The sequence below is a fragment of the Serratia sp. L9 genome (assembly GCF_050632285.1).
GTDB lineage: Bacteria > Pseudomonadota > Gammaproteobacteria > Enterobacterales > Enterobacteriaceae > Chania.
The window spans coordinates 3,927,926-3,942,464 of record NZ_CP192591.1 but is presented as its reverse complement, the minus strand read 5'-3'; the positions used below and the strand labels follow the sequence as shown (position 1 = coordinate 3,942,464).

The 14,539-nt window shown below is 52.7% G+C and carries 10 protein-coding genes and 1 pseudogene; 5 read left to right on the top strand and 6 right to left on the bottom strand.

Features of this window, described 5'->3' with window-relative positions; all coding sequences use genetic code 11:
* Nucleotides 1–6: 6 nt before the first annotated feature.
* Nucleotides 7–204, bottom strand: a complete 198-nt coding sequence (locus ACQ86O_RS18825) for a YnbE family lipoprotein (protein WP_431222370.1) — start codon at nucleotides 202–204, stop codon at nucleotides 7–9.
* Nucleotides 201–2,812 (bottom strand): annotated as a pseudogene (locus ACQ86O_RS18820) (YdbH family protein). Before ACQ86O_RS18820 ends, ACQ86O_RS18825 begins: the two are co-directional and overlap by 4 nt.
* Nucleotides 2,813–3,089: 277 nt before the next feature.
* Here ACQ86O_RS18820 and ACQ86O_RS18815 point away from each other — a divergent pair.
* Entirely contained in the window at nucleotides 3,090–4,082 is a 993-nt protein-coding gene (locus ACQ86O_RS18815; RefSeq protein ID WP_431222369.1) for a 2-hydroxyacid dehydrogenase, read from the top strand.
* Between the two features lie 67 nt (nucleotides 4,083–4,149).
* Nucleotides 4,150–4,587 carry a heat shock protein HslJ gene (gene hslJ, locus ACQ86O_RS18810; RefSeq protein WP_431222368.1) on the top strand — a complete coding sequence of 146 codons (438 nt, stop codon included), beginning with the start codon at nucleotides 4,150–4,152 and terminating at the stop codon, nucleotides 4,585–4,587.
* A gap of 48 nt (nucleotides 4,588–4,635) precedes the next feature.
* Here hslJ and ACQ86O_RS18805 read toward each other — a convergent pair whose 3' ends face one another.
* Nucleotides 4,636–4,896 carry a putative hemolysin gene (locus tag ACQ86O_RS18805; protein WP_431222367.1) on the bottom strand — a complete coding sequence of 87 codons (261 nt, stop codon included), beginning with the start codon at nucleotides 4,894–4,896 and terminating at the stop codon, nucleotides 4,636–4,638.
* A 555-nt stretch (nucleotides 4,897–5,451) separates the two neighbouring features.
* Nucleotides 5,452–5,784 (bottom strand): SMR family transporter, encoded by a 333-nt coding sequence (locus ACQ86O_RS18800; RefSeq protein ID WP_431222366.1) that lies wholly within the window; start codon nucleotides 5,782–5,784, stop codon nucleotides 5,452–5,454.
* A 250-nt stretch (nucleotides 5,785–6,034) separates the two neighbouring features.
* Here ACQ86O_RS18800 and nifJ point away from each other — a divergent pair, with 250 nt between their 5' ends.
* From nifJ to ACQ86O_RS18785, 3 genes are all read left to right on the top strand, one after another.
* Nucleotides 6,035–9,568: a pyruvate:ferredoxin (flavodoxin) oxidoreductase gene (gene nifJ, locus ACQ86O_RS18795; RefSeq protein WP_431222365.1), complete on the top strand. Its 3,534-nt coding sequence runs from the start codon at nucleotides 6,035–6,037 to the stop codon at nucleotides 9,566–9,568.
* A gap of 134 nt (nucleotides 9,569–9,702) precedes the next feature.
* Nucleotides 9,703–10,644 (top strand): tRNA 2-thiocytidine(32) synthetase TtcA, encoded by a 942-nt coding sequence (ttcA, locus tag ACQ86O_RS18790; protein ID WP_431222364.1) that lies wholly within the window; start codon nucleotides 9,703–9,705, stop codon nucleotides 10,642–10,644.
* Nucleotides 10,645–10,779: 135 nt separating this feature from the next.
* On the top strand, nucleotides 10,780–11,178 hold the full coding sequence (locus ACQ86O_RS18785) for a VOC family protein (protein ID WP_431222363.1): 399 nt from the start codon (nucleotides 10,780–10,782) through the stop codon (nucleotides 11,176–11,178).
* A 468-nt stretch (nucleotides 11,179–11,646) separates the two neighbouring features.
* Here ACQ86O_RS18785 and zntB read toward each other — a convergent pair whose 3' ends face one another.
* Both zntB and ACQ86O_RS18775 read right to left on the bottom strand, forming a co-directional pair.
* Nucleotides 11,647–12,630 carry a zinc transporter ZntB gene (gene zntB / locus ACQ86O_RS18780; RefSeq protein WP_431222362.1) on the bottom strand — a complete coding sequence of 328 codons (984 nt, stop codon included), beginning with the start codon at nucleotides 12,628–12,630 and terminating at the stop codon, nucleotides 11,647–11,649.
* A gap of 139 nt (nucleotides 12,631–12,769) precedes the next feature.
* Entirely contained in the window at nucleotides 12,770–14,404 is a 1,635-nt protein-coding gene (locus tag ACQ86O_RS18775) for a peptide ABC transporter substrate-binding protein (RefSeq protein WP_431222361.1), read from the bottom strand.
* Nucleotides 14,405–14,539 lie beyond the last annotated feature (135 nt).

Here is a 14,539-nt window from a genome sequence, read left to right as displayed (position 1 = left end):
TGGCTCCTAGAAGAGATCGCTCTGGGTTTTCAGCAGATTTTCAACATCCTTATCCACTTTAATACGGATTTCATGTTCAATTTTGACATTCATATTGATGGTGATTGGATCTTTAGGCGTCGCTACCTCAATGCGCGGTACGCAACCGCTCAGTAAGGCGGCCCCCAGCACGGCTGCCAGCAATGGCCTGGTCGTGATCTTCATTGTTGCTCCCCGGGTTTAGAGAGGGCCTGCTCCAGCCACTCTTGTAAATTGTCGCCAAAGCGCAGGCTGCGCCATAGCTGAAATATGTTTTCTTGATGGCTATAGTTAAGGATAACCTCACGTTTGGCATTTTTCTGCGGATTTACACCGTCGATACGCGCTGTTAGCGTCAGTTCGCCCAGATTGTCGAGATCGACCCTGGCTTTCGAACGGTTGATCTCCATATAGCGCAACCAGTCGATGGCAGCGCCCGTCGCCAGGTTATTGCTGCCAATGGCATCGGCCATATCCTTATCCAATCGCAGCGTCAGCATTCCGGCATTGGCGATCCATCCGTCGCGCACCAGCCATTTTGGATGGTTAAGATAAAGCGGTAATTCACCCTCTACACGGCCCGACATGGCAAACTGTTTCGGATTCAGCACGGTAAACAGCGTGCTGAGATCGATGTTATCCAGCTTGAGCACTGCGGCATCATGCTGGGGCATACGCAATGCTGAAAGGCTGATATGACCCTTAAGAATATCCAGCCCAACGTTACTCAGGGTTAACGGGTTCGCCTCGCTGTAAGGATAGGTGCCTTGCAGATCGGCCGTGATATCCTGCATTTCGAACAGATTAGTGAGTGTCTTGATACGCAGTGTTACCGGGCGCTTGGCCCCAAGTTGCCACAGGTGATCTTTCAACCGGTAAGGCAGTACAAAATCCAGCCCGCTCAGTTCACCATCTTTCAGCCACATCCCCCCATTATTCACTACCCAGTGTCCACCGGCTTCGAAGCCTTGCACTCGCGCCGCAGAGAACGCCGATTGAGCATAAAACTCCCCCTGACGCAGCTTGATATTCAGATCGGGTGGGAGCAGCGGTTGGAACACCGTCAGCGATTGTTTCGGCCACCAGCCCTCACCGCGCAGGCGTTCACCATCCCAGCGACCACGAAGAGCGATAGGCCCAATCGGATCGGCCTGCAAAGCCCCTTTCAACTGGAAACTGTCTGGCCCAGTGCCGCTCAATTGTAAATCCAGCACCGATGGCGGCAAATAACCCCCATCGCTGAAACTGGTTTTATCAGCCACCAGTTGCAAACTCCCCGTAAACTGCGGATTGGCGGCGTTTTTCTGCCAGACGACCGGTTGACTGAGCGTCAGGCGCGGAGCAGATACCCTGATCATGCCGTATTTAAGCTGGTCAAAACCGGTGGAAAGGCGGTCCAGCGTAATGCGGGTATCCTGCCAGCGGCCGCTACCTGCGACATCCCAGGCAGCCTGCAAAGGCGGCAGTTTGCCATTGCCCCAGTAGCGCCACTGCCAATTGCCGTTATCTGGCCAGAAAGTTTGCGCCTGGCCGTCCAGGTGTAATTTGAATCGGCCCCAATAATTGTCGCTGGCACTGACGATCGCCTGCAGGCGGCCAGTGATGCCTTCGGCGGTCACTTTTACCCCGGCCAACGGCAGGCGCGCTTCTTCCAGTTTCATCTCCGCTGCCGGTTTGCCCCAGGCACGCAGCAACGAGCCGGGTTGCAACACCAATGTAGGGTTAAGAATGGTTCCGCTAATAATACCGGGGATGGAAGCAGTGAACGAGAAATCAGCCAGATTGGCCTGACCGGTTAGCTGGAAACCGAGGTTGCTGTTGGTCAGCCCCACGCTACCGGGCCCGAGCGTCAGCACTGCATTACCTTTGCCGTTATGCCCGGCGGTAATCACGTTCAGGCGCGCGTTAATTTGGGTTTCATCAAACCCTTTGCTCCAGCCATGCAGAGCGACGCTAACGCCACCGCTGAGCGGTTGATCAATATAAGGCCAGCGCCATTGCCCTTTCTCGATACTGATTTGCTGCGGCGTGACTTCCCAAGGCAAGGTCGCCAAAGGTTGCTCGCTGCCCTTTTCCGTTAAGGTCAACACGCCTTGCTGCTGTTGCCAGTGTAAATCCAGCAACAGCGGTTTTTCCAGATAAGCGGTCTGCATTTCACCTTGCAGTGCCCCCTGGCTTGGCATGCTGGCCAAATCCACCGGGATGGTAATTTTGCCGGTCAGCTCTACCGGTGCCATGCTGTTGGGAGGGATAATGCTGAGTTTATTGAGCGTCAACTGCTGGTGTGTGTCCAGCACCACCTCAGCGGTAATATTAGCGCCTTGATAATGCAACTGCTGGCCCGTTGCGGAAGACACAAGTTGCAATTTACCGGCATAGGCTTGCCATGGGGTGAGCGTAAAGAGATTAATGTTCAGATCAAAAGGTGGGGTCAGGTTTTGCAGGTGATCCAGCGACAGTGCTGCGCTGTTGGCGTCACCGGCAGGTAATTGTGACAGGCAGGCGGTATCTACATTGACCCGATCGCCATTGAGCAACCAGCGGCCCGAACGATAAGAAAGGCTCAGATGGCTGGCATTGGCAAGCAGGCAACCCTGAGCCTTAACGCTGATCCCATCCAGCTGCAGCCCCCCTGTTGCCAGCGTAATGGGCCTTGTAAAACCAGTTGGCTGCCTTGGGGTAGCCAGGGAGACAGCGCACGAGGCAACCAGCGTGGTAAGGTTTGCCATAATGTGATAACCAACAGGCCGATCGCCGCCACTACCGCTAGGGATACTTTTAATTTCTTTGTCATTAAGCGCTGGTTTTATTCCTGATTAGCAAGATCATCGCCGTCAAATCACCTGGCAATGATGGCACGAAACCCTCGGCAGGTGAAGGTCATGCATTCCCATTGTTAATATAATAGTCATCTTAAGAACAGTATTTTTCTGGCAGGTAAAAATTTCACTAATAGACTGATTTTTCGCTACTAAACCCTGCCGCTTAGAATAAGAATTTTCAGCCTAACCCGTTGTCAAATTTAGAAAATAATGTTAATTTTATCACAAAATCACGCGGGAGAAACCACGATGAAAATGGCGATTTACAGCACCAAACAGTATGACCGTAAGTATCTTGAATTGGTAAATCAGCAGTTTGGTTATGAGCTGGAGTTTTTCGATTTTCTTCTAAGCCCAAAAACCGCTAAAACCGCTATCGGTTGCAAGGCAGTCTGTATTTTCGTTAACGACGACGGTAGCCGCGAGGTTCTGGAAGAGCTGGCAGCGCTGGGGGTAGAAATCCTCGCTCTGCGCTGTGCCGGATTCAATAATGTCGATCTCGATGCTGCCAAAGAGTTGGGCATCAAGGTTGTCCGTGTGCCGGCCTATTCACCAGAAGCCGTGGCAGAACATGCCGTGGGAATGATGATGTGCCTGAACCGCCGTATTCATCGTGCTTATCAGCGTACCCGCGATGCCAACTTCTCTTTGGAAGGGCTGATCGGTTTCAACATGCATAATCGCACCGCCGGGGTGATTGGCACTGGCAAGATAGGCGTGGCGACCATGCGTATCCTGAAAGGTTTTGGCATGAAACTGCTGGCGTACGATCCTTACCCAAGCGAGCAGGCGTTGGAGTTGGGTGCTGAATATGTCAGCCTGAAAACCCTGTATGCCCAGTCTGACGTCATCACCCTGCACTGCCCACTAACACCGGAAAACCATCACCTGTTGAACGCCGACGCTTTCGCGATGATGAAAGACGGGGTGATGATCATCAACACCAGTCGCGGTGCACTGATTGACTCTTCTGCCGCCATCGATGCATTGAAACAACAAAAAATCGGTGCGCTTGGGATGGACGTTTATGAGAATGAGCGCGATCTGTTCTTTGAAGACAAATCTAACGACGTTATTCAAGATGACGTTTTCCGCCGCCTGTCTGCATGCCACAACGTGCTGTTCACCGGGCATCAGGCGTTCCTGACCGAAGAAGCCTTGACCAGCATTTCGCAAACCACGCTGAAGAATATTGAACAGCTTTCTCGTGGTGAGCCCTGCCCAAATCAACTGAATGCCTAATGTTTTGTGGGACGCGTCTGGCGTCCCTTCACGTTGTTTTGATTGGCAACTGATTTCTGGAGCAAAAATGAAAAAATGGATCCCTATTACGTTAGCAGCGGCACTTTTGGCTGGGTGTGGAATGAATCAAACGCCCCCGCAGGGTAAAAACGTGGTGGACAGCGATTTGCTGCACCATAACTTTGTGTTGCAAAACGTGGATGGTTTGGCGGTTAACGCTAAACAAGGCAGCGGCCCCAATATCGAATTCGGCGAGAAAATGCACGTTTCGGGAGCCATGTGTAACCGCTTCTTTGGCCAGGGCCAGTTGGAAAATGGGGTGCTGACGGTGAAAAACCTCGCCTCTACCCGCATGATGTGTGCAGATGCGCAGCTCAACCAGTGGGACCAGACGATCGGCACCCTGCTGGCTAATGGCGCGAAAGTTTCGCTCAACGGCCAGCAACTGACGTTAACCGGCAGCGATCATCAGTTGGTTTATACCCTGAAAGATTGGGTGCAATAAGCCTGATCCACCGGGTCGCTCCAAGATCCATTACGGCCCGGTACGACCTCACCCCGCGTTGGCACAGGCACCACGGCTCAGCGCCGACTCTTCGCACTGTTTGCCATTCGGCATCTGGCACATTCTGAGCGTATCACCATTGAGCTGATGCGCGATGGTGGTTACCCCTCCGGCGCTGGCACAGTTCGCACTGGTGGGTATTGCCCCCATATTGGCACTGTTGGCTAGCTGTGGGGGTTCCTCCTGGTTACTGCTGCAGGCAGACAAAAACAGTACGGCGCCAGCCAGCAGCCATTTTGCTGTGAACATTGTTTATACCTCTGAACCTGATAATGATGCTGTGTAAAATTGCCAATGCTGATAACTCAAGTCGCTCTACCCTATGGACTTCAAGTTGCCGTTAGGCGACCAACTCGTTCATCCCCCTGGCGCTTACTTCAGTCAGTGCCGGGGTTCGAGTGCAGGTAACAACGCCGCAGCTTGAAAAACGACGGATATATGAGTCCGGGCTCGTTTGGTTATCTTTGATGTTTACCCAGCCCGTAGCCTAAAAGCCAGCGGGGCTAACTTATTTAATCTAGCTTGTTAGCTTAATAATGAAAATACGATTGAGCATTAATTTGCCATTTTTTTGACCGGACCGCCCCTTCCATTCAGGTTTACAGGGCAAAATAGGAATTCTGCTCCGTTGAGGCGCCAGTTTGCAGGGTGTACAGCGAGTTGTAGGCTAAGGCAGAGATTAGGATCTATCCAGGGGGAACTTCAGATATTAACTAAATATACCGATGATAATTACTTCGCGTTATTTCTGGAAACTTAACCAGCGTAACCCGATGCTACGCTGGTTTTTACGGCAACGACTAATTAATGCACCGCTGATTTTGACAGCAAATTAATCACCAGCACCCCGGCAACAATTAATCCCATGCCGATCACGGCAGGGAGATCCAATTTCTGCTGATAAATAAATACCGCAGCAATGGAAACCAACACAATGCCCATCCCCGACCAGATGGCATATACAATCCCCAATGGCATGGTTTTCACCACCATCGAAAGCCCCCAAAATGCGATCGCATAGCCCACCACAACCACCAGCGAAGGCCATAGACGGGTAAACCCCTCCGAAGCTTTCAGCATCGTCGTTGCGACCACTTCCGCGACGATTGCCATCGCCAAATACATCAATCCAGTCATTGCTCGGTTCTTCCGTCTGTATAGCGTTTAATCATTATAAAACGCGGAGATTAAATTAACGTTAAATCAGGGCAACGCTTTACCGTTACGCGACAAATAGTAATTATTTCTTAACCAAATATCACGTTACATCTATTTTTTCTTTGCCACACAAACGCGATAAAGCGGATATAAATCCTTCTGTTAGACTTTGGTTATTAATGCAAGAGAGCGACTTTTGCAGTTTTGTGAGCGAAGAAAGGTACTACAGATGATTACTACAGACGGTAATAATGCTGTCGCTTCCGTGGCTTACCGCACTAATGAAGTGATTGCTATTTATCCGATTACCCCAAGTTCAACCATGGCAGAACAGGCTGATGACTGGTCTGGGGACGGCAGAAAAAATATCTGGGGAGACATCCCACGCGTAGTCGAAATGCAGTCCGAAGGCGGTGCCATTGCTACCGTCCACGGGGCGCTGCAAACCGGTGCGCTGTCGACCTCCTTCACCTCTTCGCAGGGATTGCTGCTGATGATCCCAACCTTGTACAAACTGGCCGGTGAGCTCACCCCGTTTGTATTGCACGTTGCCGCTCGTACCGTCGCTACCCACGCCTTATCGATCTTTGGTGATCATTCTGACGTTATGGCCGTGCGCCAGACCGGTTGTGCCATGCTGTGTGCCAGCAATGTGCAGGAGGCGCAAGACTTTGCGCTGATCGCCCAGACGGCCACGCTGAACAGCCGCCTGCCCTTTATCCATTTCTTTGATGGTTTCCGCACTTCTCACGAAATCAATAAAATCGCCCCGTTGAGCGACGAAACGCTGCTGCAAATGATGCCGCAGGACGCCATCGATGCGCACCGCAGCCGAGCCTTATCACCCGATCACCCGGTAATACGAGGCACTTCTGCCAACCCGGACACTTATTTCCAATCGCGGGAAGCCACTAACCCGTGGTACGACAACACCTATCGCCACGTTAGTGACGCGATGGCGAAATTTGCCCGCCTCAGTGGCCGCAGCTACCAGCCGTTTGAGTATTATGGCCATCCTCAGGCCGAACGCGTAGTGATCCTGATGGGCTCGGCCATCGGCACCTGCGAAGAAGTGATCGACCACCTGCTCGCTCTGGGCGAAAAAGTCGGCGTGCTGAAGGTACGCCTCTTCCGCCCGTTTTCTGCCAGGCACTTGATCGCCGCATTGCCGGAGAGTGTGCAAAAAATTGCCGTGCTGGATCGCACCAAAGAGCCGGGCGCACTGGCAGAACCGCTTTATCTGGATGTGATGACCGCGCTGGCGGAAGCCTTCAGCCGTGGTGAACGCGCCACCCTGCCGTTGGTGATCGGTGGGCGCTATGGCTTATCTTCCAAAGAATTTGGCCCTGACTGCGCGTTGGCCGTATTCCATGAACTGACGCTGGACAAACCGCGCCCGCGCTTTACCGTCGGTATTTTTGACGATGTTACCGGCCTTTCTTTACCGTTAAGCGAAAAAACGCTGCCCCAGCGCGCCTCCCTGGAGGCGTTGTTCTACGGGCTTGGCAGCGACGGCACGGTTTCGGCAACCAAAAACAACATTAAAATCATTGGCAACAGCACGCCAATGTACGCTCAAGGCTACTTTGTTTACGACTCTAAAAAGGCCGGTGGCCTGACGGTTTCTCATCTGCGGGTTAGCGAGAAGCCGATCAATTCCGCCTACCTGGTCAGCCGCGCAGATTTCGTTGGCTGCCACCAGTTGCAGTTTATTGACACTTACCAAATGGCGGAACGGTTAAAACCCGGCGGTATTTTCCTGCTCAATACCCCGTATAGCGCGCAAGAGGTCTGGGCACGCCTGCCGCAAGAGGTTCAGGCAACACTGCATCAGCGCCAGGCAAAGTTTTATATTATCAACGCCGCCAAACTGGCACGCGAATGCCACTTGGGTGCCCGTATCAACACCGTTATGCAGATGGCGTTCTTCCATTTGACGCAGATCCTGCCTGGCGATGTGGCTTTGCAGCAGTTGCAGGGAGCCATTGCCCGCAGCTATAGCAGCAAAGGCCAGGAAATTGTCGAACGCAACTGGCAGGCTTTGGGTGCCACGCTGAGTGAGTTGACGGTGATCCCGTTACAACCTATCGACAGCAACAGCCCGATACGTCCACCGGTGGTGTCAGATGCTGCTCCTTATTTTGTTAAAACGGTTACCGCCGTCATGCTGGCCGGATTGGGGGATACCTTGCCGGTTTCTGCTTTCCCACCGGACGGCACCTGGCCGGTAGGTACGACGCAATGGGAAAAACGCAATATCGCCGAACAGGTTCCGATCTGGCGGCCGGATTTGTGTACCCAGTGTAACCACTGCGTCGCCGCCTGCCCGCATTCGGCCATTCGCGCCAAAGTCGTTCAGCCAGAAGCCATGGCAGACGCCCCGGCCACACTGCAATCCCTGGATGTAAAAGCCCGGGATATGCGCGGCCAGAAATACGTACTCCAGGTCGCGCCGGAAGACTGTACCGGCTGCAACCTGTGCGTTGAGGTCTGCCCGGCGAAAGATCGCCAGAACCCGGAAATCAAGGCAATCAATATGGCCTCCCGCCTTGAACATCTGGCGGAAGAAAAGGCCCATTACGATTTCTTCCTGCAACTGCCGGAAATCGATCCCGCCCAGATCGAGCGTATCGATATCCGCACCTCGCAGTTGATCTCTCCGCTGTTTGAATACTCAGGTGCCTGCTCCGGCTGCGGTGAAACCCCTTATATCAAGCTGTTGACCCAGCTTTATGGCGATCGCCTGCTGATTGCCAATGCCACGGGTTGCTCCTCCATTTATGGCGGCAACCTGCCTACCACGCCTTACACCACCAATGCGCAGGGTCGCGGCCCCGCATGGGCAAACTCATTGTTTGAAGATAACGCCGAATTTGGGCTGGGCTTCCGCCTGACGGTGGATCAGCATCGCAACCGGGTATTGCGCCTGCTTGATACGCTGGCACCGCAATTACCGGCCCAGTTAGTCGCAGCATTGCAGGCCGATGAGATGGCTACCGGCCCACGCCGTGAGCAAATCGCGGAGTTGCGCAGCCTGCTGGCCAATGTTCAAAGCAGCGATGCCCGCCAACTTGCCACCGATGCCGATTACCTGGTGGATAAATCCATCTGGCTGATCGGGGGTGACGGCTGGGCCTACGATATCGGCTTTGGTGGTCTGGATCATGTGCTGAGCCTGACGGAGAACGTCAACGTGCTGGTGCTGGATACCCAATGCTATTCCAATACCGGTGGGCAGCAATCCAAAGCCACACCGCTGGGGGCCGTAACCAAGTTTGGTGAACACGGCAAGCGCAAGGCGCGTAAAGATCTTGGCGTCAGTATGATGATGTATGGCCACGTGTACGTTGCACAGATCTCCCTGGGTGCGCAGCTTAATCAGACGGTCAAAGCGATCCAGGAAGCCGAGGCCTACCCTGGCCCTTCCCTGATTATCGCTTACAGCCCTTGTGAAGAGCATGGTTACGATCTGGCACTCAGCCATGACCAGATGAAGCAACTGACGGCAACAGGATTCTGGCCGCTTTATCGCTTTGACCCTCGTCGCACCGAGGAAGGTAAGGCCGCGTTAGCGCTGGACTCCAGGCCGCCAAACAGTGAACTGACGGAAACCTTGAATAAAGAACAGCGTTTCCGCCGCCTCAATACGCAGCAACCCGACGTGGCCGCCGAACTTTACAAGGCCGCAGAAAAGCAGTTGAAGGAGAAATACGATTTCCTCAGCCTGCTGGCAGGCAAGAACGAAAAGGCACCTTCAGAGTAATCCCTCAGGGCGCGACAGGTTCGCGCCCTTTTTCCTTTCCCGGTAGAAAAAAATCGTTTTCGCACGTAAAACGCTCTGGCATTCAGCGCCGCAATCCGTACCATACAGCGCATAGCCGTTATCGATACCCAACAATGCAAGAGAAACTCGTGGTAAACCAAAAAGAGCAGTACAACCTTAACAAATTACAAAAACGCCTGCGCCGTAACGTGGGTCAGGCGATCGCAGACTTCAACATGATTGAAGATGGCGATCGCATCATGGTTTGTCTGTCTGGTGGTAAAGACAGCTACACCATGCTGGAGATCCTGCGTAACCTGCAACAAAGCGCGCCAGTAAAGTTTTCACTGATTGCCGTGAATCTCGATCAGAAACAACCGGGTTTCCCAGAGCATATCCTGCCAGCCTATCTCGAAAACCTGGGCGTGGAATACAAGATTGTTGAAGAAAATACCTACGGTATCGTTAAAGATAAAATCCCGGAAGGTAAAACCACCTGCTCACTGTGTTCACGCCTGCGCCGCGGTATTCTCTATCGTACAGCCACCGAGTTGGGCGCCACAAAAATTGCCCTTGGCCACCACCGTGACGATATTTTGCAGACGCTGTTCCTGAACATGTTCTATGGCGGCAAACTGAAAGGTATGCCACCCAAGTTAATGAGTGACGATGGCAAACATATCGTGATCCGCCCGTTGGCCTATTGCCGCGAGAAAGACATTGAGCGTTTCTCCATTGCCAAAGCATTCCCGATTATCCCGTGCAACCTGTGTGGCTCACAGCCCAATCTGCAGCGCCAGGTGATTGGTGACATGCTGCGCGACTGGGATAAGCGCTACCCAGGCCGTATCGAAACCATGTTCAGCGCCATGCAGGACGTGGTGCCTTCGCATCTTTGTGATACTAACCTGTTTGATTTTAAAGGTATCAACCACGAGAGCGAGGTTGTGAACGGTGGCGATCTGGCCTTCGATCGTGAAGATATTCCTCTGCAGCCTGTAGGCTGGCAACCGGAAGATATCGACGAAAACGGTTCGCCGGCGTATGAGCGGCTGAACGTGCTGGAAATAAAATAATCCCTTCTCCGCCTGCAACCGCAGGCGGTTCTTCCCCGGTTCGGTTTTGATCCTGCTCACAATTAAAGCAAAAAGTACCTGACAGTGAAGAAGCTACCTTGTACTGTTTATTTATACAGTAACCAGGAGACTACGATGAACATTACCCCTTGCCTTTCACATATCTCGTTAGGAACCAACACGTTTGATGCCGCTGCGCAATTTTACGATCGGGTGCTGGATGCATTAGGTTGCCGAAGGGTGATAGAACATCCCGGGGCGATTGGCTATGGCCGTGACTATCCGGAGTTCTGGCTGCAAGTGCCAATAGACGGTAAACCAGCGGAAACTGCTAACGGTGTTCACGTCGGCTTCTTTGCAACCAGTAAGCAGCAGGTTGATGAATTTTATCAGCAGGCACTGGCTGCCGGTGCGCAAGATGAAGGCGCGCCAGGCTCACGGCCACATTACGGCGCGGCTTATTATGGCTGCTTCGTTCGCGATCTGGACGGGCACAAGATTGAAGCCAGTTTCTGGGATGAAAGCGCAGCGTAAAAATCAGCTTGCCAGACTCATACCTTCGCTAATACAAGAAGGTGTCCGGACACTTAAGTTGTTGCTGGGCAGGAGTGTGGTTCTGAAGGGAAACAGATAAAAAAATGCCGGTGTTTAGACCGGCATCGTATGAATCAAATGTGCTATGCAACAATTCTAAGAATAAGAAAGTAAGACAATTATGGAGCGCAACGCCCATCGCTTGACGTTGCATTCACCTGCAAGAGAGAGAATGCCGTACTTCACGTAAACAAATGTTGATGCTGCTCAATATTAATCGCGTTTTCGTCGTTTTTTATACCCGACATCATTAGCGTCGGTCGCGCAAGCGCATCCATGCTCCCTCGGCATGTGTATATCCTTGTGCGCGACAGTTAGCTGGCAGCAGAGCTAATCCCCCTGGCGCTTACCCAGGTAAGTGATTGGGGTTCACTCCCGCCGCCAACAACGCTGCGGCTCAAGTAAACGTTATAACCAGCGGCTACGCCTCAACCACCAGGCAACACCACCCACCAACGCCATCAGCATGAAACAGAACGTAGCAAAAGCCAGCGGGCTGCCACTCCCCGGAATGCCCCCCAAGTTGACACCAAACAGCCCGGTCAGGAAAGTCGTTGGCAGAAACACCATTGCCATCAGCGACATGGTATAAGTGCGGCGGTTCATGGCATCAGCCATTACGGTGGTAATTTCATCAGCCAGGATCGCGGTACGGGCAATGTTGCCATCCAGGTCATCCAACCCACGTCCTAATCGATCGGCGATGTCCTGCATGCGGCGGCGATCGTCATCGTTCATCCATGGTAAACGCTCGCTGGCCAGACGTGAGAACACATCACGCTGCGGTGCCATATAACGGCGCAACACAATCAATTGCTTACGAATTAGTGCCAACTGCCCACGCTCGGGGATCTGTTGTTCCAGCAGAGCATCTTCCAAATCGATAATCTTGTCGTGCAGATCTTCAATAAACTCGCTGGTGTGATCGGTCAGGGCATCGGTTATCTCTACCAGCCAGTTACCGCTGTTGGTTGGGCCACGCCCATGTTGCAGCTCATCGACTACCTCATCGATGGAATAAACCTTGCGATGCCGGGTGGAAATAATCAGCTTATCGGTGATGTATACGCGAAAGGTCACCAACTGGTCGGGCCTGGAGTCGGTATTGAAGTTAATGCCGCGCAAGGTGATCATCGTTCCGTCACCTAACCGGTTGACACGCGGCCTGGTGCTCTCCCCAGAGAGCGCTTCTCTTACCGAGTCTGGCAGCAGCGGCGTCGTTGCCAACCATTCGGCACTCGCCGGATGGGCATAGTCCAGGTGCAACCAACAAGGCTCTTCGCCGGTGATCTTGTCGTCAGAATCTATCGGCGTGGTTCCGCCCTTGCCGTCGAGTTGATACGCATAAACTGCGTCGGGGACCTGCAGCTCACGCCCCTCAATGACATCCATTCCTTACCCTCTTTGTGTTGTCGTTAAGCCAGAGTCTAGCGCTATTGCCTCAGGGAGCAAAGGGACCATGCCCGAGCCCGCTCTAAAAGTAAAAACCCCTGCATTTGCAGGGGCTCGAAAGGCTACGGAAATCTGAACATCAATGTTTGAGAATATACATTTGCTGGCTGTAGGCCACGTCTTCCGGATTGGTGATCGGGTAGCCTTTCACCCAAGGCTTGATCAGGCGGCCATTGGTGTACTGATAAATAGGCGCTATCGGTGCCTCTGCAGCGATCATCTGCTCCGCCTTGTTGTAATCGGCAGTCAACGCAGCTGGGTTAGTTTCACGGCTAGCCTCTTCCAGCAGACGATCGTATTCCGGGCTTTTGAATTTGGCGATATTGCCACTGTGTGCGGAGGTCAGCAGCGACAGGAAAGTCGAGGCTTCATTGTAATCACCAACCCAGGAGGCGCGTACCACGTCGAAATTGCCGGTGTTACGGCTATCGATATAGGTTTTCCATTCCTGATTCTGTAGTTTTACATCAACCCCCAGCGTTTTCTTCCACATTGAGGCCACGGCGATAGCAATCTTTTGATGGCTCTCCGAGGTGTTGTACAGCAAGGTCAGTTTCAGTGGTTTGTTCGGACCATAACCTGCCGCCTGCATCAGTGCTTTGGCCTGCGCATCCAGCTCTTCCTGCGGCTGTTGTTGGAGTAGACTGGTCTGCGGCTTGAACCCAGCGGTAACATCCGGCGTGAAGTGATAGGCTGGTTTTTCGCCGGTCCCCAGCACTTTCTCGGCAATGATTTTGCGATCGATGGCATAGGATAATGCCTTGCGTACCCGCACATCGTTGGTTGGCGCACGCTGGGTGTTGAACGCATAGTAATAGGTACCGAGCTGGTCCGGGGTATAAACCTGATCCGGGATATCTTTTAGCAGCTTCTGGTACATGTTTTTCGGGAAGGATTCGGTGATATCAATATCACCCGCCTGATAGCGCTTGGTGGCGTTGGATTCCTGGTTAATCGGCACGAAGGTGACTTTAGTCAGCACGGTATGAGCGTGATCCCAATAATGCTCGTTCGGTACCAGCACCAGTTTCTCGTTTACCACCCGATCCTGCAGTTTGAATGCACCGTTGCCAACCAGATTGCCGACTTTGGTCCAGTCTTTACCATATTTCTCAATCGTAGCCTGTGGCGCAGGGAACAGGCTGAAATTCGCGGTGAGACTGACAAAATAAGGTACTGGTTTATTCAACTGCACCTTCAGCGTATGGTCATCTACCGCCACGACACCGAGCTTATCGGCAGGCAATTTACCCGCGATAATTTCTTCGGCATTCTGGATCCCAGCTAGCTGGGCAAACCAGGCAAAGGGAGACTGGCTTTTCGGGTCAACCAGCCGCTGCCAACTGTAAAGGAAGTCTTTCGCCGTGACAGGGTCACCGTTTGACCAGCGTGCATCTTTGCGTAAGGTGAAAATATAGGTTTGGTTGTCATTGGTTTGCCAGCGAGTGGCAACGCCCGGGATCACTTTGCCCTGCGCGTCCTGGTTCACCAACCCTTCAAACAGATCGCGCGCCACCTGTGCTTCTGGCAGGCCTACGGCTTTGATCGGATCAAGAGAGGCAGGCTCATCTTTGATATGACGGACAATCTCTTGTTTGTCCGCCAGCGCGGTACCTGGGGGAACCTGGGCTGCCATTGCGTTGCCGATAACTGCGCCAATTGCCGCAGCGCATAGCGCCAACCGAAAATACTGCTGAACTTTGTTTTTCGCCATTGTTGATATACCCCAGTTAACCGTCTGAATTTTTTATCATATAGCACAAGAATCCCCTCACCTATAGCCAGAGGGTAACAAGAATATAAAAACTGGGTCTCAGGCAACAAAAAGCCCGCATTGCATTATCTGCAA